At 64.1% G+C, this 20365-nt stretch carries 17 protein-coding genes and 5 pseudogenes; 13 read left to right on the top strand and 9 right to left on the bottom strand.

What is annotated here, in order from left to right:
• Nucleotides 1-8 precede the first annotated feature (8 nt).
• On the bottom strand, nt 9-293 hold the full coding sequence (locus OG876_RS01530) for a hypothetical protein (RefSeq protein ID WP_328522910.1): 285 nt from the start codon (nt 291-293) through the stop codon (nt 9-11).
• A 1-nt stretch (nt 294) separates the two neighbouring features.
• Between OG876_RS01530 and OG876_RS01525 the strand changes: the two genes are divergently transcribed.
• Nucleotides 295-564, top strand: coding sequence for a helix-turn-helix transcriptional regulator (locus OG876_RS01525; protein ID WP_328522909.1), 270 nt, complete (start codon nt 295-297; stop codon nt 562-564).
• A gap of 336 nt (nt 565-900) precedes the next feature.
• Here the strand turns inward: OG876_RS01525 and OG876_RS01520 are convergent, their stop codons facing one another.
• Both OG876_RS01520 and OG876_RS01515 read right to left on the bottom strand, forming a co-directional pair.
• Complete coding sequence (locus tag OG876_RS01520) at nt 901-1173, bottom strand: hypothetical protein (protein WP_328522908.1); 273 nt, start codon at nt 1171-1173, stop codon at nt 901-903.
• Nucleotides 1174-1337: 164 nt separating this feature from the next.
• Nucleotides 1338-1544: a hypothetical protein gene (locus OG876_RS01515; RefSeq protein ID WP_328522907.1), complete on the bottom strand. Its 207-nt coding sequence runs from the start codon at nt 1542-1544 to the stop codon at nt 1338-1340.
• Nucleotides 1545-1708: 164 nt separating this feature from the next.
• On the opposite strand from OG876_RS01515, the gene OG876_RS01510 reads away from it, so the two are divergent.
• Complete coding sequence (locus tag OG876_RS01510) at nt 1709-2434, top strand: helix-turn-helix domain-containing protein (RefSeq protein WP_328522906.1); 726 nt, start codon at nt 1709-1711, stop codon at nt 2432-2434.
• A 91-nt stretch (nt 2435-2525) separates the two neighbouring features.
• A complete protein-coding gene (locus tag OG876_RS01505) occupies nt 2526-3092 on the top strand; it encodes an HD domain-containing protein (protein WP_442914085.1) in 567 nt (188 codons plus the stop codon).
• On the opposite strand, the gene OG876_RS01500 is transcribed toward OG876_RS01505, so the two are convergent.
• Both OG876_RS01500 and OG876_RS01495 read right to left on the bottom strand, forming a co-directional pair.
• Nucleotides 3072-3482, bottom strand: a complete 411-nt coding sequence (locus tag OG876_RS01500) for an NUDIX hydrolase (protein ID WP_328522904.1) — start codon at nt 3480-3482, stop codon at nt 3072-3074. The genes OG876_RS01505 and OG876_RS01500 overlap by 21 nt on opposite strands.
• A 65-nt stretch (nt 3483-3547) precedes the next feature.
• Entirely contained in the window at nt 3548-4288 is a 741-nt protein-coding gene (locus OG876_RS01495) for a helix-turn-helix domain-containing protein (protein ID WP_328522903.1), read from the bottom strand.
• Between the two features lie 139 nt (nt 4289-4427).
• Between OG876_RS01495 and OG876_RS01490 the strand changes: the two genes are divergently transcribed.
• The 4 genes and pseudogenes from OG876_RS01490 to OG876_RS01475 all read left to right on the top strand — a co-directional run.
• Nucleotides 4428-4769 carry a hypothetical protein gene (locus tag OG876_RS01490; RefSeq protein ID WP_328522902.1) on the top strand — a complete coding sequence of 114 codons (342 nt, stop codon included), beginning with the start codon at nt 4428-4430 and terminating at the stop codon, nt 4767-4769.
• A complete protein-coding gene (locus OG876_RS01485) occupies nt 4762-6195 on the top strand; it encodes a hypothetical protein (protein WP_328522901.1) in 1434 nt (477 codons plus the stop codon). The genes OG876_RS01490 and OG876_RS01485 overlap by 8 nt, the downstream gene beginning before the upstream one ends.
• A gap of 11 nt (nt 6196-6206) precedes the next feature.
• Nucleotides 6207-6587 (top strand): annotated as a pseudogene (locus OG876_RS01480) (PPC domain-containing DNA-binding protein); the annotation flags it as partial.
• A gap of 40 nt (nt 6588-6627) precedes the next feature.
• A pseudogene (locus OG876_RS01475) lies at nt 6628-6952 on the top strand (transposase); the annotation flags it as partial.
• 795 nt (nt 6953-7747) lie between these two features.
• On the opposite strand, the pseudogene OG876_RS01470 reads toward OG876_RS01475, so the two are convergent.
• Nucleotides 7748-9015: pseudogene (locus tag OG876_RS01470) on the bottom strand (IS256 family transposase).
• Between the two features lie 764 nt (nt 9016-9779).
• On the opposite strand from OG876_RS01470, the gene OG876_RS43885 reads away from it, so the two are divergent.
• On the top strand, nt 9780-10307 hold the full coding sequence (locus tag OG876_RS43885; protein WP_442914151.1) for a transposase: 528 nt from the start codon (nt 9780-9782) through the stop codon (nt 10305-10307).
• Nucleotides 10308-10437: 130 nt separating this feature from the next.
• Complete coding sequence (locus OG876_RS01460; RefSeq protein ID WP_442914072.1) at nt 10438-10833, top strand: transposase; 396 nt, start codon at nt 10438-10440, stop codon at nt 10831-10833.
• Here OG876_RS01460 and OG876_RS01455 read toward each other — a convergent pair.
• Nucleotides 10777-11826 carry an IS110 family transposase gene (locus tag OG876_RS01455; protein ID WP_328520568.1) on the bottom strand — a complete coding sequence of 350 codons (1050 nt, stop codon included), beginning with the start codon at nt 11824-11826 and terminating at the stop codon, nt 10777-10779. The two genes, OG876_RS01460 and OG876_RS01455, sit on opposite strands and share 57 nt — an antisense overlap.
• A 260-nt stretch (nt 11827-12086) precedes the next feature.
• Here OG876_RS01455 and OG876_RS01450 point away from each other — a divergent pair.
• The 3 genes and pseudogenes from OG876_RS01450 to OG876_RS01440 form a co-directional block, all read left to right on the top strand.
• A pseudogene (locus OG876_RS01450) lies at nt 12087-12974 on the top strand (IS3 family transposase); the annotation flags it as partial.
• A gap of 583 nt (nt 12975-13557) precedes the next feature.
• Nucleotides 13558-15735: a protease inhibitor I9 family protein gene (locus OG876_RS01445; RefSeq protein ID WP_328522899.1), complete on the top strand. Its 2178-nt coding sequence runs from the start codon at nt 13558-13560 to the stop codon at nt 15733-15735.
• A gap of 354 nt (nt 15736-16089) precedes the next feature.
• Nucleotides 16090-18447 carry a protease inhibitor I9 family protein gene (locus OG876_RS01440; RefSeq protein WP_442914084.1) on the top strand — a complete coding sequence of 786 codons (2358 nt, stop codon included), beginning with the start codon at nt 16090-16092 and terminating at the stop codon, nt 18445-18447.
• Nucleotides 18448-18536: 89 nt separating this feature from the next.
• Here OG876_RS01440 and OG876_RS01435 read toward each other — a convergent pair.
• Both OG876_RS01435 and OG876_RS01430 read right to left on the bottom strand, forming a co-directional pair.
• Nucleotides 18537-18773 (bottom strand): annotated as a pseudogene (locus OG876_RS01435) (trypsin-like serine protease); the annotation flags it as partial.
• Complete coding sequence (locus OG876_RS01430; protein ID WP_328522897.1) at nt 18737-19282, bottom strand: hypothetical protein; 546 nt, start codon at nt 19280-19282, stop codon at nt 18737-18739. The gene OG876_RS01430 and the pseudogene OG876_RS01435, both read right to left, overlap by 37 nt.
• Before the next feature lie 493 nt (nt 19283-19775).
• On the opposite strand from OG876_RS01430, the gene OG876_RS01425 reads away from it, so the two are divergent.
• Complete coding sequence (locus tag OG876_RS01425; RefSeq protein ID WP_442914083.1) at nt 19776-20075, top strand: tyrosine-type recombinase/integrase; 300 nt, start codon at nt 19776-19778, stop codon at nt 20073-20075.
• The last annotated feature ends 290 nt before the right edge of the window (nt 20076-20365 follow it).

Genomic DNA, 20365 nt, shown 5'->3' with positions numbered 1-20365 from the left:
TGTCCAGTTCAAGAGTTGCGGCCCTCCGGCGCGCGCGGCAACGCCAGGCGCGCATCGAAGCGGCAACGGCGAATGCCATTCGCGCGCAGATCGCGCTGGATCGGGCGATCAAGGCGAGGTCGCTCGCTGCTGAGCGCCACGATGAACGAGTCCGACGCGCCGAGCAAGCATCGATCGCAGAGGTCGTTGAACTTGTCACAGTGTGCGGAACCGCTGAGGCGGTAGCCGAAATTCTTGGGTGGAACGCGCGGGACGTCCGCAAGGTCATCAAGTCGGAGCGCGAGGGAGTTCATGATGCGCCCGACCGCAGGCGTACGCCGCGCCGCGAGCGGCTGGCTCCGGTTGCAGGTGGAGGAGGCGACGATGCAGACACCGGAGACGATTGATCCGCTCTGGGACATCGACGAAGTCTCGGCGTACCTCAAGGTGCCCAAGCGCACCCTTTATCGCTGGCGAACCCAGAACTACGGACCACGCGGCCTTCGCGTCGGTCGACACGTGCGCTACCGGCGGAGTGTGGTGATCGACTGGGTCGACCTCATGGAACACATCGATGACGAATGACGGTTCAACTGAGATCCTCCGCGTGCGTTCAATGAACCTGTCAACGGGACCCTTGTTGTTCCCTACGCAACTTCCGTTCGCTGAGCCTGCAGACCCGTGTACCGCGGCAACGAGAGAGGGCCGGAACCGGACCCCCTCGCCGACCCGCGGGTGGTGCGGCGGACGAGCGCGGTTAGCTGATCGGCACGCTCGCCCGCCGGCTTGTTTTGGGGTCCTCGCCCGCGAGACGCGCAGGAGGTAGTCGGGGATCTCGCGGGCGAGGACTCCGTGAAACGAGCCCGGCCCAACAGGTGTTGAGGAGTGGCACCTGCTGGGAGGGGATCCAGGCTCGCTTGTTCAGGTGCAGGGATCGAGCACGATGATCTCCGCCGACGTCGATCGTCGGAGCTGCTCGTACTTCGATCCTCTGCGCTCCCATCGGCCGAGATGCACTTTCGTCGGGATGATGACGGCGCGGATATCAAGGTCTGCCACTGAGTCGAGCAATGCTTCGAAGGCCCGCGGATCTGTGGGTAGCTCCTCGACGTGAATCGCGCCCAGCGTGTATCCGGCATGCTGTGCGGCCGTCGCAAGTCGCTGCTGCAGGAGGCCGTACTCACGATCCGGCATCCACGGATACCTACGGACATAGGCAAGCGCCAACGGCGTGGGTTGAGGGATCACGGCAGGTCCTCGTCCATGCAGCGCCGGATCCTCTCGTTGAGTGCGTCCCAGCATCGCCTGAGGCGAGCGCGAAGATGTGACCGTCTCAGTTGGCCCGCCCCTGCGACCGCTCATCGGATCGCACCGGCGATGCCGATGGCGATGACGTCGTACGGCTCGACTGTCACTGGTAGTCCGGCGAAGCGCCGGTCAAGCCCAAGTGCCTGTGTGTGAGCTGAGCTGTTGCAGGTCGTGTAGTCCACGATCGGGAACCGGCCGAACCAGACACGTACTCGCACGATGGAGTCCGCCGCCTCCGTTTCCGTTGCTTCGTTCACCCTTTCACTCCCTGGATGACTGGATGGTCTTCATCGGGTACTCAAAGAGTGGTCTGGACACACAGGACGGCAGCACCCCGGAATTGGGACGTCTTAGGACTTCTCGTGTTAACCTCGCAGGGACGACTAGGGACTTCTTGAGTCTCATCGAGGCAGGAGGTCCGGTGAACGACACGCTGAGGCGAGCGCTGTTCGAGGCGCAACTGTCGGAGGCCGACTTGGCGGCACGGCTGGGGGTCGACCCCAAGACCGCACAGCGCTGGCTCGATGGCAGGCTGCCGTACGCGAGGTACCGAGATCAGCTCGCTCGACTCCTGGGTCTCGACGAAGGCGAGATCTGGCCTGAGGTCCGTGCGGCTGGACAGTCGCTGCCGCCTGAGTTTGCCGCGGCCTACCCGAGGCGCGATCTCATAACGCACGAAGCGTGGCTGTCGATGTTCGCCGGCGCACTGTTCGAGATCGACGTGCTCGCTTACAGCGCAGGGTTCCTGATCGGAGATTCCCGCTTCCTCGAAATCCTCGCTGACAAGGGAAAGCATGGGCTGAGAGTTGCGGTGGCACTAGGAGATCCGAATCGCCTGGATATGACCCGCGCGGGCTCCGAGGAGGACGACGAGGAGGCTCTGTCGGACAGCATGGCAGATGCCATTACCCGCGTTCGACCCCTCACTGCATCAGGCCGGGTCGAGCTGCGCCTGCATGATGTGCTGCTCTACAACTCGATCTATCGCGTGGACAACCAGGTCCTCGTGAACCAACACTTGTACGGAATCGCATCTGTGCGCACGCCCATCTACCACTTCCTCAAGGCGGATCAGGGGGAGATGTTTGACTTCTACACGGCAAGCTTCGACCGGGTCTGGAGCGGTGCGTCCCCCACGACTCCATGAGACTTGCCGGTACATCGGTGGGTGGAGACGTCCCGAGATGTCCGGAAGAGGTCCTGTCCTGTCCTGCCGAGCCTGACGTAGCGTCGAGGATGTGATCAAATCTAAAGACGCACGGGAAATCGCCAAGGGCCTCCTCGAACGTGAGCTACCTCGTCGCTGGGCCCACACTCAAGGCGTGGCGGCGCGAGCGAGGTCGCTCGCTGGAGTGTTGGGTGAGGAGGCTGATCTGATCGAGGTCGCAGCCTGGCTGCACGACATCGGCTACGCGATGTCTGTGGTGTCGACTGGCTTCCACTCGCTCGACGGTGCGAGATACCTGCGCGGTCTGGAGGGAGTGCCTGAGGTGGTGTGCCAGCTCGTCGCGCACCACACCGGCGCCGCCATCGAGGCCGAGGAACGCGGCATGCCAGCGGTCGCTGCTGAGTTCGCCTCGCCGCCGGCCGCGCTGTTGGATGCGCTGACGTACTGTGACTTGAGTACGGCTGTTGACGGCGTACCGACAGACGTAGACGAGCGGATCGCGGAGATCCTGGCTCGGTACCCGACCGATCACGTCGTACATCGATCGATTCGGCGGTCAGCACCGCTGCTCCGATGTGCGGCCCGAAACGTGCAAGTGTGGATGGCGCGAGGGCAGTCAGTCGAAGTAGGGCGTTGACGGTCGCTCAAGGTAGTGATCGACGCGCCGTCGCATCGAGCGGTCCATCTTCAGGTCAGCCAGCCGAGCAGGATCGATCCAGTGCACCTCGGTGCTTTCGCTGCTTGGCGTCGGCTGACCGGCGACGAAGCGGCCGCTGAGCAGAATCGAGAACTCCTGCCGTGCTTCACCGTTGCTGGTGTACAGGATGATGTGCTTCGGATCGGTGTAGATGCCGACGACCCCAGTGACCTCGCACTCGATACCCGTCTCCTCCAGGGTCTCTCGGACGCCGGCATGCGACATCGATTCGCCGAGGTCGATGGCGCCGCCAGGCACCGCCCAGTTGTCGTTGTCGGAGCGGCAGATCATGAGGATCTGCCCGGCGTCGTTCTCGACCACCACGTTCACCGACGGAACCATGCTGTTTGCGGCGGGGGCTGTCGGGTCGTCGTAGTAGTCAATTCGTCCTGGCATCAGTCCTCCGGTAGCGGTACGGCGGTGTCCCAGACTCGTTCGAAGCTCTCGAGGTAGATGCTGACGAACTCCCCGCCGGCTACCTTGCGGAGGTGCCAGACTGGCGCGTGGGATGCGCTGGCTCCATAGACGTGGGAGTTGACGAGCACCTGATCATCGGCCCTGTAGATCGAGTTGTAGAGCACGGTCCGGTGCATCCGGAACTCGATTCCCTCGCTTTCGCGAAGGGGACGGTAGAGGACGAGAGCGTTGCGGATCTTGGCGGCCAGCGCGTCGCCGACGCCTTCCTGCTCGCCGCGCTCGGCGATGTGTGGATCGTGCTGGTCGCCCACGAGAAAGCGGACCCGAGCACCCGCCTTTGCCTTCTTGCGGATGATCCGATGGAGGCCGGCGTCCTCGGCCAGAAACAAACCTGCGTAAGCCAGTACGCCGATCTCTTCGTCGGCTGACTCGAACAGCCGTCGCCACGCGTCCCGTGGCACCTCGGACCGGTGGGGATAGACCGCGATGACTTCGCTCGATGATGCCGCAGTGACCTGATCCTTGGTGAGCGCGTCCGGCCAGAGGTAGCCTTCGTCGACACCGAGCCGACTGGATACGGCGTACCGATAACGTCGGTAGGGTATGCGACCATTGACCCAGCGTTCGACAGTCTTGATATCGACGCCAAGGTCCGATGCAAGAGTGAGCGTGGTCAAGCCGTTCTCGAGCATCGCGGCTCGCAGTCGCTCGTTGGCCATGCACATAACCTAAGACATCTTGGGACGTCTTGAGCGCAGGCAGGACGTCTCGGACGCGTCCGTTCCCGCCCGCGCGCCGTCCTCACGCTTCAAAGCATCCTCTGGGTATCGAATCGAGGAGGAACGGATGAGGGGCCGCGTGAGGTACGACTTCGAGATCGCCACTCGGCGAGATGAAAGTTCGTGGCACCTGGTGGCGGTCAGGACCGGCCTCTTCAGCCGGGGCGCGAAGGCGACGGCACGAAGCATCGTCGAGCGTTGGATACACGAGCAGACGGGCCAGATGCGCGGTGGCAGACTCCTGATCAAGGGCCGCCGGGGCCAGCTGCCGAGAACCTTCGAGGCCTTCGTGCGGGTGCGAATTCTCGCTGGCGATGGTACTGCCCGCCAGTTGGCGGTGGCCTATATCGGGGCCGATCGGATGGATGCCTACTCGCCCCCGGATCCGAAGTTGATGCTGGCCGGCCAGGGCCATGACTGATTCCGAGCGGAAGCCCAACCTGAAGTTGCGCCGGGCGCGAGGGGAGATGTCCCAGGCAGATCTGGCCGAGAAGGTGAACTCGGAGATCCTGCGGGCAACCGGCCGCCCGGGAGCGATCAGCTCGAAGTCAGTGTCGGATTGGGAACGTGGTTGGTACTCCTGGCCGATCGTCGACGTGCGGACCGCACTGCGAGAGGTACTTGGTGCGGCGGAGGACGCTGAACTCGGCTTCGAGAATCGACGGGCCCGGGCTGTGGATGAGGGAGTTATCAGCCGGAGCGTCGCGCTGGCGGATCTGGTCCGGGGCGATGAGGCGCCTGCTGTGGGTTTCGTCGATGTGCCAGGCGGCCGGTCGTTCCAGGGAGTCGAGTTGGCGGCGGTGATGGCACGTTCGGTCCCAGTCGATGGCGGCGTCGTACTCGAACGCCCGTATGACCTCCTTACGAGTCTTGAGCGGCCTCATCGCCGGACGTTGCTGGTCACGTCCACGCTCACTGAGGAAGGACAAGTCGTTTACATCGCTGATGGCCGGGAATTCGCGGCTGGCGCCGTACGACGTTCAGAACCGCATCGAGTGTCGAGCGCTTATCGTCTGGACGACATGACGTTCGCGGTGGTGTGGGCTGTCACGAACACGGACTCCGCGATCCTGGCCGACGACGGCGCCTTGGACTCGTATCAGCGCTCACTGGCGCACTACGAGGAGCGGTCGGCGTCCTCGGCGACGCTCAGCGAGGTACCGAAGCTGAATGACGTGTCGAGGAAATGGCTTGGATCAGACTTCTGTGCGCGGCACATCATCCGGCACCTGCCCAAGCTCACGACCGATCCGTTCTTCTGGAGTCGGGAGCAACGCGGGGAGGAAGCGGCCGCCTGGCTGCTGTGGACGCACAAGCTCAGCTACCTCCAGCACACATCGGCGCGGTTCCAGATCATGCGCCGAGGCTTCTGCATCCCAGAGCATGAAGTCCGTACATCCGCGAGGTACGAGCGCGTCCTCCTGCTGCTCGCTCTGGTGCTCATGGAGGCGTGCGGCATCGAGGTCCAGATCAGCCCTGAGCCCGAGTTCGACGAGATCGAGGGTTTCGTCGTGGCTGACGATGTCATTGTGGCCAACTGGCTGCGAGGCACCGGCCTCTGGTACGTCGATACCGACGCGCCCTCGTCGCGGTGGTCCACCTACCGCGAGATCGCGCGCCATGCAGCGACGAAGTCGATCATCGCCCACCCGACTTCGCTCGGCCGACTTGAGGCGATGGCTGCATACCTCGACATCCCGTGGAGTTGGTTCGCCACTCGCTGCCGCGAGCTCGCCGCGGCAGGCGTCGATGGCCTGGCTCGCGCACGCAGCCGCCTGCTGTCCACCGACGGTTTCATGGTGGCACTGCGTTACGTTGCCAACCTCAACCAATCGCAGAATCCCTGAAGGAGCAGCCAGTGCAAGCAGCCGAGGTCACTCCCGGCCGAACCTTCGCCGTCCGCTTCGACCACGGCGAAGACTTCTACACCTCACTCACCGACTTCTGCCGCACCCACAACATCCGGCAAGGCTTCATTCCCATGTTCATCGCCGGCTTCCGCGACATCGAACTCGTCGGCACCTGCGAACGCCTCGAAAACCCCGAAGCCCCTGTCTGGAGCTCTGTCCACTTCGAGTACGTCGAAGCCTTGAGCGCTGGCACCCTCGCCTACGACGACACAACCAAGGGGCTCCGCCCCCACGTCCATATCTCGGCAGGCCTCAAATCCCGTTCCGCCGCCGGCTACACCAGCCACCTGCTAGGAGCAACCGTCCAATTCCTCACCGAGATGTACGTCGTGGAGATCGTCAACCCGAGGTGGGAGCGCTCAAGGGATCCGGCGAGTGATCGCCGCATATCGCGAACCCGACCGCAGCCGCGGCCGGGAGTTGATGCAGCAGCTCATCAACTCGGTCAGCCACGGCGTGCCCGCTGCGCTCGTCGAGGTTGTCACGCTTGGGCCGGACGCTGAAGAAGCGTGCCGCTGACGTGCTGGCCTACTTCGACCGCCCAGGGACGTCCAACGGACCGACCGAGGCCATCAACGGCCGCCTCGAACACCTCCGCGGCTCCGCCCTCGGCTTCCGCAACCTCACCAACTACATCGCCAGATCCCTCCTTGAGACCGGCGGCTTCAAGCCGCAACTACACCCTCGATCGTGAAGAGCCGCCAAAACAGACCGCCACCGGTGGGGCGACTTCAGACTGCGATTTCCGGCTGGTGGTGCGGACGAGCTGGATGAGTAGATCCTGCTCACGTCCAGACGTACGGCCATCAGGCTGGCTGGCTGTCGGGCGAGCGCCTTCTCCAGTCGCTCGCCAAGGCAACGGATGCTGCCCTCAGCGTGTTGCTCGCTGGCTTCGGCTGCGGCGCGGTCAATTGGCGCGAGGGTTGCATTGCCTGCAGATGACGTGTCGACCTCAGAGTTGGGGCTGGTGAATGATGTCTCGAACATCGACAGTGTGTGCGTCGCTGACGGCAGCCGTCGTGGCCTTGGGTGCCATGCTATCCGTCGCCCTGACGTCGGCGACCGCCTCGTCCTTCCCGGCCGCGGCGACGGGGGACGCTTCGTCGTCGGTGAGCGTCGGCATTCCGAGATTGGTTCAGGATGAGCCCACCTGGGGGCTGGACCGGATCGACCAGCGCAAGTTGCCGCTGATCGGTGTCGGCGTCCCGGAGTGCCGCAGGGCCATCACACACCGTCACGCTAGAGGTCGAGGCCCAGGTCTGTACTTACCGGTACAACTCCGGTGGTGGCTTCGTTCTCAATGCTCGGTCGCGCGTGCCGTTGTCCAGAAGCCTCAGCACACATCTTGAGGGCCAACAAATCCGACGACCAAAATTCCACGGCTACTAGCGCGGCGACGCTTTAGCATCGCGGTATCGAGCAGGGGAATCAAGGAGCGGGTGGGTTGCGTCCCGCTGAGTGGTGGAAGTTGGTCGTCACCGTGTGCGGGTCAGCGAGTGGTGCTGATCGCGCCGGCGGGCTGGGTGTCCTGGGGGTTGGTGGCGTTGATGAGGGTGAGTCGGCTGCGGTGGAGGACGTCGAGGCCGAGGTAGCGGCGTCCGTCGGCCCAAACGCCCATGTTGTTCGGCCAGGACGGCGCTGACCAGGCGGATGATCGCGGCGCGGTCGGAGGAGGATGCCGACGACGTCGGTGCGGCGTCTGATTTCGCGGTTGAGGCGTTCGTTGGGGTTGTTGGACCAGATTTGTCGCCAGGCGTCGCGGGGGAACGTGGTGAAGGCGAGTACGTCGGCGCGGGCGGCGTCGAGGTGGGCATGGACCTCGGGCAGGCTGGTTTCGATCTGGTCGAGGAGTTTGTCGTACTGCGGGTGCACGGCGGCGGTGTCGATCTGGTCGAACACCGAGTGCAGCATCGCCTTCACCCCGCCCCAGGCGTGTTTGGGACACACGGCCATCAGGTTGGCGGTGTAGTGGGTCCGGCACCGCTGCCAGGACGCTCCGGGCGGGTTCGCCCCGATCACGTCGACCAGCCCCGCGTGGGCGTCGCTGGTGACGAGTGCGACGCCGTTCAGACCGCGCGCGACCAGATCCTTGAAGAAGCTGTTCCAACCAGCCCCCGACTCCGCGGTCGGGCTGGCAACGATGCCACGGCCGAGGATCTCACGGAACCCGTCAGCGTTGACACCGGTCGCGACCACGACAAACCACTGACCGCCATCTTGATCACCCGGCCGCCCTCGCGGACCTTCATCGTCAACGCATCAGCCGCCACGAACGAGTGAGTTCCTTCGTCTAACAGCCGTTCGCGGAAGTCGCGGACCAGTTCGTCGAGGTCGCGGGCCATCACCGACACCTGCGACCTGGACAGGCCGGTGATCGCCAGCGACTGCACCAGCCGGTCCAACCGCCGCGTCGAGACCCCGAGCAGGTAACACGTCGCCACCACACTGGTGAGAGCTGCCTCAGCCCGTCGGCGCCGCTCCAGCAGCCAGTCCGGAAAGTAGGTTCCTTCGCGCAGTTTCGGGACCGCGACATCCAACGTGCCCACCCTCGTGTCGAGTTCGCGGTGGCGATACCCGTTGCGGGAGTGCACCCGATCTGGATCACAAACCCCGTACGACGCACCACACACTGTCGGCATCAGCCGAGAGCAGCTTGTTCACGAACCGTTCCGTCAACTCGCGCAGCAGGACCGGGCTGGCCAGCTCGAGATGCTCGTGCAGGAACTCAGCAGGGTCGATACTGGGTCTCGCGGTCATCGCTGTGCTCTTCTCTTCGAGTGGGTTGTGAGAGACTCCACGAAGAATCACGCGGTGACCGCACCCACGTCCACGCCCGGGGCAGCCACCAGCACGTCGTACACCACTCTGCTCAGTGTCAGGCTGCTCGTTGCCCTGCTGGCTCGCTCCGCCACTCTGTGCCGTTTGCGGCTATGTCCAGTTGTGCGGCCGGCAGGGCCAGGCGGACCGACCGGCGTGGCTTGATAGGAGCGTGGCTGCGTCCCAGCTGAGCTGTGCCCACCGGCCGGTCCATCACCCGATAGAAGGGAGATAGGGCCCATGATCGTTGTGGGAATTGATGCGCACAAGCGCAACCACACAGCCGTCGCAGTCAACGAAGTCGGCCGCAAACTCGGACAACGCACCACCGGAACGACCAGCGATGACCACCTGCAGTTGCTCCAATAGGCCGAGCCGTTCGGCGACGACCGGTTCTGGGCAGTGGAGGATTGCCGGCATCCGTCTCGCCGCCTCGAGCGTGACTGCTCTCCGCCGGAGAACGGATCATTCGCGTGCCACCGAAGATGATGGCAGGCGTCCGCGACAGTTCCCCCACCTACGCAAATCAGACCCCATCGACGCCGTGGCCGCGGCGCGATCAGCACTGCGCGAACCCGACCTACCCGCAGCCGAACTCGACGGCTCCAGCCGAGACATCCCGCTACTGGCCGGCTACCGAGAAGACCTCGTCAACGAGCGAACCGGAGCTATCAACCGGCAGCGATGGTTCCTCCACGAATTAGATCCATCCTGGGAGCCGCCAGCGCGAACCCTGTGGCGCCCCACGAGCAAGGAACCGTCTAGCCCACGGCCTGGTCGAGCGTTGCCGCCTCCTGACAGTCGAGATCCTCCAGCTCGACAAGGAACTGGACCAACTTGTCGCCGAGCAGGCCCCGTCCCTGCTCGACATCTGCGGCTGCGCAACACTCAGCGCCGCCAAGATCATCGGAGAAACCGCGAACGTTCGACGATTCCGGTCCTGCGACACCTACGCATGCCACAACGGCACCGCACCACTATCGGTCTGGTCAGGCAACCGCGAACGAAGCACGGGCAACCGCCAGATCCACGCCGCCATCCACCGCATCGCGATCACCCAAGCCCACTACCACCCCGACGCCATCGCCTACCTCAAGCGACGCCGCGAAGCCGGCGACACCAAAGCCGAGTCCTTCAGAGCACTCAAACGACGCCTCTTGGATGTTGTCTACAGAGCACTGCTCGCAGACGCCGAACCACCTCACACCGACCTCACCCACCAGGCCGCATGACATAGGAGCAACCGGACGCCACTAGACCGGCGCTGGAGCCCGCCCGGGCCGGCGGCTCCGCGTGCGAGCATCCTCAAAAATCGCAGCCTGGGTCTGCTGCACGGATAGGTGACATCTGAGTTGGCTTGCCGTGAGGCGGGCCTGGAAGGATGTTGCTGTGCCCAAGCCCTACCCTCGCGAGTTCCGTGACGACGTGGTGCGTGTTGCTCGTGACCGAGGTCCTGGTGTGACGGTCGAGCAGGTCGCCAAGGATTTCGGGGTGCATCCGATGACGCTGTTCGAGTGGTTGCGGCAGGCCGAGGTTGACGAGGACGCGAAGCCGGGTGTGTCTCGTGGTGAGTCGGTCGAGCTGCGCGAGGCCCGGCGGCGGATCAAGCTGTTGGAGCAGGAGAACGAGGTGCTGCGCCGCGCGGCGGCGTATCTGTCGCAGGCACACCTGCCGGGAAAAGGACGCTTCTATGCCCTCGTGTCAAGCCATGCAGGAGCGGACTTCGCGATAGATCGCCCGGCAGACGTAGCGTTTTAGGCAGCGGCGAATCTCACGGGTGGTCATGCCCTCTGTTTTGCGACGCGCGACGTAGTCGCGTGTGGCTGGGTCGCAGGTGACTCGGGTGCGGACGATGACCTCGAAGGCTCGGTTGAGTTGGCGGTCGCCGGCTCGCGATAGGCGGTGGCGAGTGGTGTTGCCCGATGAGGCTGGCAACGGTGCGACTCCGGCCAAGACGGCGAAAGCCGCTTCGGACCGGACGCGTCCGTGGTGGGAGTAGGCGCAGACAATGATGGCGGCGGTGACAGGTCCGACGCCTCGGACGTCTTGGAGTCCGGGGGCGATCTTGTCGGTGAGTTCTCGCAGCTGCCGATGGTTGTCAGCCAGGAGCGTGGTCTGCTCGAGTACCGCCTGCGCAAGACGCCGTGCTTCTGCGCGTGCAACTGTGGCGGCATCGGTGGTCTGGTTCGGCCGAAGTCGCCACGCCGCGATGGTCCGGACCTGTGCGTCGGTCAACGGGTGGCGGGCGTCGATACCGAGGTTGTTGGTTCGGACAAGGGCGGTCAACGCGTTGCGGTTCGCGGTGCGCTGCTGGTCGATGATCGACCGGGCGGACAGCAGGATCCGTAACGCTGAACGCGCTCCGGTGTCGCGTGGTCGGGCCAGCCTGGTGAAGTCCTGGCCGAGCACGTGTCGTGCGGCTGCTTCGGCATCAATCGGGTCGGACTTGCCTGTGTGAGCACGACTCGCATGCGCCAGCGGGCGGACCTCGACCACGTCGACGCCTTCGTCTTGCAGCGCCTGGCTGATGCCGGCGCCGTAGGAGGAGGTGCCCTCGACGGCCGCCAGTACGCTGCCTTCGCTGTTGCGCAAGACCCACTGGGTCGCGCGTCGATTGCCGGCAGCGCTAGTTGGGAAGGTCTCGGTGGCGAGGACCACACCGGATCTGGTCTCTAGCAACGCGAAGGTGTTGGTCCTGGCGTGGGTGTCGACGCCGACGACATGGACGAACAGGTCTGCAACGCGGGGCATGCTTCTCCTTACGAACTGCACGAATCGGAACTTGCCCGGCCCGTGGGTCGCTCAGAGACACATCTGTAATGAGTCACGTCGGGCCGCGATCCGGCCAACGGACAGGCTTCTGATCAGGACATCTGCGCGCAGGGGCTGAGCCTTGACCAGGCGCGGGGACACGTCCTTTTGAAGACATCACCACCAGCGGTGAGTCGGATCTACCCGGAGTCACCCGCACTGGTCGAGGTCAGCCTCTCAGCCGGCCACGGGCCAACCGCAACCCATTACAGCTCTACCCGCTCGTGAGCGAGCTGGCCGCCGACGGGATCCCCGTGGTGGTGACGTGCCGGGTTTTGAAGCTCGCCAGGCAGCCGTACTACCGGTGGCTGGCTCAGCCGGTCACTCCTGCCGAGCTCGAGCAGGCTCACCGGGCCAATGCGTTGTTCGACGCCCACCGCGACGACCCGGAGTTCGGGTACCGGTTCCTGGCCGACGAGGCCCGCGATGCCGGCGTACCGATGGCGGACCGGACCGCGTGGCGGATCTGTTCCGAGCACGGCTGGTGGAGTGCCTTCGGCAAGAACAAACGCGGCAAGAACGGCAAGAAGCCCGGTCCACCGGTCCACGACGACCTGGTCCGTCGCGACTTCACCGCGCAGGTGCCGAACCAGCTGTGGCTGGCCGACATCACCGAACACCGCACTGCCGAGGGCAAGCTGTACCTGTGCGCGGTCAAGGACGTGTACTCCAACCGGATCGTGGGCTACTCCATCGACTCGCGGATGAAGTCCCGGCTCGCGGTCGCCGCGCTCAACAACGCCGTCGCCAGGCGCACCGATGTCGCCGGCTGTGTCCTGCACACCGACCGCGGATCGCAGTTTCGGTCCAGGAAGTTCGTGCGTACACTCCGCCGTCACGGCCTGGCCGGTTCGATGGGCCGGGTCGGCGCCGCCGGTGACAATGCCGCCATGGAGAGCTTCTTCGCGCTGCTGCAGAAGAATGTCCTCGATCGACGGACCTGGTCCACCCGCGACGAGCTCCGGATCGCGATCGTGACCTGGATCGAACGCACCTACCACCGCCGCAGACGACAAACCGCACTCGGCCGATTGACCCCCATCGAGTACGAAGCAATCATGACCACACCAGCCAATCAGGCTGCGTGACCCGAACTGTCACCTATCCGTGCAGCAGTCCCCCTGTCAACCTGATCGCCGTCGCGTTCTTGTTGAGCCCGATACTCACAACTCGGAGACACGGGCGTCCCCACACAGGCCCTCGCGTCTGCCTCCGTTGTGAGTGCGAGCCAGCGAGTTACGGCCCCAGTCCCAGAGCTTCCGCGGTGTCTGGGCAGGGACCGGTGTCAGCCGCGGGCGCAACTGAGCAGGGGCTACTCATGACCGCCAGCCTATCGGCGCGACAGGCTGGCAGTTAAGCGCACGCGCGCGTGGCGGCGTCGGCGGTCGGCTGTGCCTGTTGAAGCGGACCCGGCTGGCGAGAGCTGCTCGTGGAGCATGTGCCGTAGGTCGGGCGTTTCTGGTTAGGTAGCGTCGTTTCGAGCGTTAGGGCTGGTGGAGCATGTTTCGATGGCTGCGAGTGGGGGTTTCGGCGGCGATTGGTGTCGTTGTCGCTGGTGCCTTGCTACTAGCGAGTTTGACGCCGGCAACTGCGTCACCGTTCGGAGGCGCCGCTGCGCCGAGGATTGCGGGAGCCGACTCGCCGACGGCTGTTCCAGGAAGCTATATCGTCATGTTGAAGAACAACGCAGCCGTGCGTTCGCGTGGCGTCGCCGCGATCGCGCACGGGCTGGCAGGTTCGCATAGAGGCACGGTGAGTCATGTGTGGACCGACATGGCTCAGGGGTTCTCGGTGACGATGAGCGCCGCGGAGGCGAGCAAGCTCGCAGCTGACCCGAATGTGGCGTCTGTCCATCAGGATCAGTACTACAGCATGGCTGATTCGACGGGTGTGACCGGAGAAGATGGAGCGCCGCCGTCTGGACCTGCGCCGCGGTTGACTCAGACCGATCCGCACTCCTGGGGGCTCGACAGGGTCGACCAGAGGAAGTTGCCGTTGGACCACAGGTACCATGACGATGCACATCAGGAGGGCCAGGATGTGACCGTCTATCTCGTTAGCACGGGGGTCCGGGAAACTCATCAAGACCTCGGCAACCGGGCGGTGCTTGTACGAGACTTCGTGAATGACAACCACGCGCAAGATTGCCGCGTCCAAGGTACGGCGGGGGCGGGGGCAATCGGCGGCAATACCAACGGGGTTGCCAAGAAGGCGGACATCGTTGTTCTGCGTGCCTTCGACTGTGATCTGATTGCCAGGGCATCGGACTTGGCCGCTGCGGTCGATTGGGTCGCTAATAACAACATCGGTCCAGCGGTGCTGGACTTCAACATCGGTCCGGTTTGCCGTGATCTCGACGATCTCCATGTGATTCCCTGCGACCCGGACGAGTTCAAGCTTATTCGTGACGCTTTGACGTTGGCGATGAGCAAGGGAATCCAGGTCGTGCAGCCAGTCGGCGACCTCGGTCAAGCGGCTGGAGTTGACGCATGTACGGCTGTCACTAGTAGCACCCCCGGAGTCCTCATCGTCGGTGGCACAAGTCTGTCCAGCGCGGGTACGACTGATCAAGCATGGTCACTTTCCAATTTTGGTTCCTGTGTCGGGATCTGGGCACCGGCGGCCGGCGTCGTTGTAGACAGCTCTGCTTCAGATACAGCTGAAGTGTCGATGAGCACTACGCTGATCGCCACCGGCCTGGTCAGCGGCGCGCTGGCGTTGATTTTGTCGGATCCGAAGTTTGCGCATGCGACGCCGAGGGATTTGACGGTGGAGTTGTTGAGGCGCGCGACTTTGGGCGTGATAACTGGTATGCATTCTGGTGACAATAACCGGCTTTTGTACACGAGGCCGCCGGGGAGCTTCACGGTGGGGTCGGTGTTGAAGTCGACGCCTGGTGCGGATGGGTTGCAGAATTTGTTTGCGGTGAATGCGGCAGGGAAAATGGTGGAGCGTTTCCAGACCGGCACGGCAGTGGCGGTGGCTGGTGCTGGGGGCAGGGTGGCAGGGCCGAAGGGTGCGCGTGTCTCGGGTTTGGCGGCTGCGTCGTCGTGGGGTCCGTGGATTACGTCGACGTCCGGTGGTTGGGCGTCGGTGGGGTCTGAGCGGAATGCGAACGGTAAGTTGCAGTTGGTTGGTGTGACTGCGTCGAAGCAGTTGTGGCAACGTCAGCAGTTGGCGGTGAACTCGAATACGTGGACGGCGTGGTCGCAGTTGGACAGTCCGTCGAGTTTGGGTATTACTGCGGTCAGTTTGAAGGGTTTGGCTGATGGTCGTGTGGTGATGTTTGGTTCGAATGCTGATGGGGGGTCGTTCTTCCAGGTGCAGACGGCTGCGAATGCTACGACGTGGAGTGGGTGGAGTGCGCTGCCGTTCACGGGTACGGCGCGTTCTATCACGGCGGAGTCGAATGCTGATGGGAAGGTCGAGGTGTTCGCTAGTGATACCGATGGGGCGGTGTGGCGAACCAAGCAGGTTTCGGCTGACAGTATGACGTGGACGACGCCGGCCGTGATCCCTGGTGCTCCGCCGGTGTATATGGTCGCGGCGAGCCGGCACAAGGATGGTCGTGTGGATCTGTTCACGATCGGTGACGGCAACCTGATGGCGCACACGACACAGACGTCGGCGGGTGCGTCGACGTACACCACGTCCAATCAGCCGATCGCGAACGCTGCGCTGACGTCGGTCAGCGCTTCAGTCAACAACGATCAGATCGATGTGATCGGCGTCGATTCCTCTGGTGCTGTTCTAGAGAGTCTTGAGAATGCTGCTGATGCGAACAGTTGGCCCGCGTTCACCCAGATCGGCACGGCCGGAACAGTCCTACCACAGCCAGTGTCCGACTGATCAACACATGTGACATGCCCAGACCCGGACAAGTCCGGGTCTGGGCTCAACCAGCCAAGCTGCGCTGCGACCGACGGCGAACTCCAGGGTCAGCGGGTTGCGTTGCCGGGTCGCGGAGCATCGATTGACGGAACCGTCGGCCAGGCCAGCACGGCCAAGTCATCGGGATTATCGCCGCGCAACTTGAGCAGTGGCTACCCATGACCAGGGGCTCGCCAACCGGCAGGCTAGCGAGGGTACGGCTCTGGTCTCTCGTGTCTGAGCACGCCCACCCCTGCCGAAAGGGCGTTGCGAGGGAGCGGGCCGTCTTTTCCGGTCGGTCAGCGGCGTTTCGAGTGTTAGGTCTGGTGGAACATGTTCCGACGATTGCGAATGTGGGCTTCGGCGACTATCAGTCTTGTCGCGGGAGGCGCCTTGTTGTTTGGGAGTCTGGCGCCGGCGACCGCAAGGCCGCCCGGGGTCGCTGCGGCACCGCGGATTCTGGGGGCTGATTCGCCTGGGGCCGTTCCGGGCAGCTATGTCGTGCGCCTGAAGGACAACGGGGCTCTGCGGTCGCAGGGGGGTGCGGCTCGGGCGCGGTCTTTGGCCGCGGCGCACAAGGGGACAGTGCATTATGTGTTTACGCATGCGTTGCAGGGTTTCTCGGTGCAGATGAGCGCAGCCGAGGCGAAGAAGCTCGCGGCGGACCCGAATGTGGAATCTGTGATGCAGGACCACTACATGACTACGGCTACTTCGGTAGGTGCGGCCGGTGTCGCGAGTGTGCCGTCACCTGTTTCCGCGCCGAGACTGACCCAGGGGCCGGTGGCCTGGGGGCTGGATCGCGTGGACCAGCGAGGACCGGATCCGGACCACAAGTACCACTACGACGCTAAACGGGCGGGCCAGGGCGTCCAGATCTGGTGGGTCACGGACGGGGTCCGGGAAACACACGAGGACCTCACTCCGCGGGCGGTACTTGCGGACGATTTGGTGAATGACGGGAAAGACACGCAGACCTGCGGAGATGCGGGTACACACGAAGCGGGCATCAGCGCCGGCAAGTTCCACGGGTTGGCCAAGGCGGCCGACATCTTCGTCGTACGCGCCTTCGACTGTGATGACGTAGGTACTGCGGCGAACGTCGCGGCCGCGATCGAGTTCAGCGCCAACAATGCGATCAAGCCGGCGGTGATTGGCCTCAGTCTGGCCCCAGTTTGCATCGATGCTGATCGTGCGCCCACTCCCTGCGACAGGGACAGTGTGAACCTCATCAGTGCTGCGGTAAAACACGCGCTCGTCGACAAGGGTATCCAGGTTGTCCAAGGAGCTGGTGACAGTGTGCACCCTGCTACAGGCAATGGAAGTGACGCCTGCACAAATGACTCCGGCATAACGACTGGCGTTCTGTATGTCGGTGCGACTGGCGCTGTTACCCAGGCCGGCCAGCCAGGCCAACCCAACCGTACTGTTGACGGCGCTTGGTTCAGGTCCAACTACGGCCGATGTGTTGATATTTGGGCTCCAGGGGTTTCCGTCGACGTCCCGACGTCGGCCGCGGATGACAGCGACATCGAGATGTCTGCGGTCGGGATTTCGTCAGCATTTGCGGTTGGTGCGTTGGCGCTTCTGCTGTCGGATCCGTTATTTAAGAACGCGACGCCGGCGGAGTTGACGGCGGAGTTGAAGAAGCGGGCGACTCCGGACGTGATCATCGGTATGCATGCGGGGGACAACAACCGGTTGTTGTTCACGAAGCCGCCAGGAGGGTTCACGATCGGGACGGCGTTGGATTCGTCGCCGGGTGCGGATGGGTCGCCGACGTTGACTGGCGTGGACCCTGCCGGAAAGATGAAGGTGCGTTTCCAGACGAGAGCGAATCTGGCGGGGCAGAAGAGTGCGCGTGCCGCGGGTTTGGCGGCGTCGTCGACGTGGGGTCCGTGGATTACGTCGTCTTCTGCTGGTTGGGCGTCGGCGGCGTCTGAGCAGAATGCGAATGGCAAGCTTCAGCTGGTTGGTGTGACTACGACGCATCAGCTATGGCAGCGTCAGCAGCTGGTGGCGAATTCGAATACGTGGGCGTCGTGGTCCCAGCTGGATACTCCGTCCAGTTTGGGGGTCAAAGCGGTAACTCTGAAACGTTTGGCCGACGGGCGAGTGGTGATGTTCGGTTCGAACGACGACGGGGCGTCGTTCTTCCGGGTTCAGACGGCTGCGAATGCAACGACCTGGAGTGCCTGGAGTCCGTTGCCGTTCACCGGTTCGGCGCGCTCGATCACGGCCGAGGCGAACTCCGATGGGAATGTCGAGGTGTTCGCCAGCGATACCGATGGAAAGGTCTGGCGGACCAAGCAGGTCTCGACCGACAGCGCTACCTGGACAACACCGGCCACGATCCCGAACGCCCCACCGGTGTACATGGTCGCGGCCAGCCGGCACAAGGACGGGCGTGTGGATCTGTTCACGCTTGGCGAGGGTAATGTTCTTGCGCATGCCACACAGACGTCCGCCGGCGCGGCGACGTACTCGGCGTTCACCGAGCCGATCGCCAACACCGCTCTGACCTCGATCAGCGCCACGATCAACAGCACCGATCAGATCGACGTCATCGGTGTCGATACTGCTGGTGCTGTCCTTGAAAGCATCGAGACCGCATCGGACGCCAACACCTGGCCCGCATTCACCCAGATCGGCACGGCCGGAACCATCCTGCCGGCGCCGGCATCTGACTGACCCATACACCCAAACGCGCCAGGCTTGGTTCTTGTTCTGACAGCAGTGTGGGCCCGGAGGTTCTCTCCGGGCCCACAGTCACTTCTGGGTCAGTAGACGCTCACGCCGTAGCGGGAGAGGGCTTCGGTTACGGGTTGGATGTGGGTGGTGGCGCCGGAGGAGCAGTTGCCGGAGCCGCCTGAGGTCAGGCCCAGGGCTACTGAGCCGGCGAACAGGGCGCCGCCGGAGTCGCCGCCTTCGGCGCAGACGGTGGTCTTGATCAGGCCCGTGACGGTGCCTTCGGCGTAGTTCACAGTGGCGTTGACCGCGGTGACCGTGCCGCTGTGGACACCTGTCGTGCTACCGCTGCGCTTGACCGACTGGCCGACCGTCGCCGTTGCCGGCGGAGGTGATGTCCTGGGAAGAGCCGTTGTACAGGTCCACCGTGCCGGGGTGGTTGGTGTACAACGTGCTGTACTTGACGATCGCGCAGTAGTCGTTGCCGGGGAAGCTCGACCCGTAGGTCGTCCCGAGCAGCGTGGTCTTGTTGGAGTTCGAGTACCAGCTGGATGCGATGTTCCCGCAGTGTCCTGCGGTCAGGAAGTAGTACGTGCTGCCGCTGCGGATGTTGAAGCCGAGCGAGCATGCGGTACTGCCCGCCGTAGATGGCGTCGCCGCCGGCGATGTACTTCATCAGCTTGCCGGACATCTTCTCGAGCTTGATCCGGTCGCCGAACTGCTTGGTCACACCGGTCAGCTGCGCGAGCTTCGCCCCGGTGACGGTGCTGTCGTACGACACGATGATCCGGCCGTTCGGGTCGGTCTCCCACGCCGTACCCAGGTGAGATGGATTCACCAGCTGCCGCCGCGCATCTGAGGCCTTGTGATGGTTGGCTTTCTTGAGGATGTGGTCGGTGGTCTTGGTCTAGACGAACGGTCGTGATCGGTCGTTCCAGCCGGTCGTGAAGCGCGTCGGATCGTGGTGTTGAGACCGCTAATGGATCGGAAGGTGCCGCGGTGGATGGCTTGGCGTTCGATGATGGAGAACCAGACCTCGGCCAGGCTGATCCAGGACGGGGCGTGGGTGTGAAGTGCACGCGGACGCGGGGTTGCCGGCCAGCCAGGCCTTGATGTCGGGGGGTGTTTGTGGGCGGCGTAGTTGTCCATCACCAGGTGCAACCCACGGCCGGGATGGGCTCGAGCGACCTGCTTGAGGAACGCCAGGACCTTTTGATGGCGATGCCGGGGCTTGCAGGCCGCGGTGACCTCTGGCGGCCTACCTGGACGAGGCGGGTCTCCCGGCGCCGGGGCAACCGCTGTGGCGCACCCGGCGCGGGCGGCCACGTCCGTTGACGTATTGGGCGCTGCGGCAGGTGATGGCTCGGGCGAACGATGCCCTGGGCACCAACTGGACTCTGCACGACCTACGGCATACCGCGGCGACCCGGATGGCACGGGATCCGGAACTGACGCTTGTGGAGGTGCAGACGATTCTGCGCCACGCGCATCTGACGACCACGGCCCAGTACACGGTGGTGGCCCTGGAGGACCTGATGGACAAGCTCGCCGAGCACTACCAGTGGCCACGGACGGAGCCACTGTGGGCGCCCGGATATGGCGCAGGCGACGTCGAGGCGGTGTTCGGGTGACCACGTCGCCGGGGAACCGAAGTACAGCTCTCGGGGCGGCTGGGCAACCACTGCCCGCGTGATTCGTCATGACCCTACGGTCACGTTGGACATCCCGGCAGCGAGGCTGCAGCCGACTCCACCGCCGGTTCTGGTGAGCCCGCCGCGGCCTGCTGGTGATCTGTCCACCGCGACGGCCGAGGAGATCCTGACGGCCGCCGAACCGCTGTGAGCGCACAGCAAGTCCATCAGGCTCCACCTGCGGGCCGGCATACCAGCGCTGCTGTCGGAGCTCGAGAAGGCGCCGGGCG

The sequence above is a fragment of the Kribbella sp. NBC_00359 genome (genome assembly GCF_036097425.1).
Taxonomy (GTDB): Bacteria; Actinomycetota; Actinomycetes; order Propionibacteriales; family Kribbellaceae; genus Kribbella.
The sequence above is the reverse complement of the archived record's forward strand: the minus strand, read 5'-3'. Positions and strand labels throughout refer to the sequence as shown.

Bases quoted from the DNA above. Each gene is read 5' to 3' on its own strand.
- OG876_RS01525 (WP_328522909.1), top strand. From the start codon at position 295: ATGCGCCCGACCGCAGGCGTACGCCGCGCCGCGAGCGGCTGGCTCCGG.
- OG876_RS01485 (WP_328522901.1), top strand. From the start codon at position 4,762: ATGACTGATTCCGAGCGGAAGCCCAACCTGAAGTTGCGCCGGGCGCGA.
- OG876_RS01455 (WP_328520568.1), bottom strand. From the start codon at position 11,826: ATGCCCCGCGTTGCAGACCTGTTCGTCCATGTCGTCGGCGTCGACACC.
- OG876_RS01520 (WP_328522908.1), bottom strand. From the start codon at position 1,173: ATGCCGGATCGTGAGTACGGCCTCCTGCAGCAGCGACTTGCGACGGCC.
- OG876_RS01495 (WP_328522903.1), bottom strand. From the start codon at position 4,288: ATGGCCAACGAGCGACTGCGAGCCGCGATGCTCGAGAACGGCTTGACC.
- OG876_RS01530 (WP_328522910.1), bottom strand. From the start codon at position 293: ATGAACTCCCTCGCGCTCCGACTTGATGACCTTGCGGACGTCCCGCGC.
- OG876_RS01445 (WP_328522899.1), top strand. From the start codon at position 13,558: ATGTTGAAGAACAACGCAGCCGTGCGTTCGCGTGGCGTCGCCGCGATC.
- OG876_RS01440 (WP_442914084.1), top strand. From the start codon at position 16,090: ATGTTCCGACGATTGCGAATGTGGGCTTCGGCGACTATCAGTCTTGTC.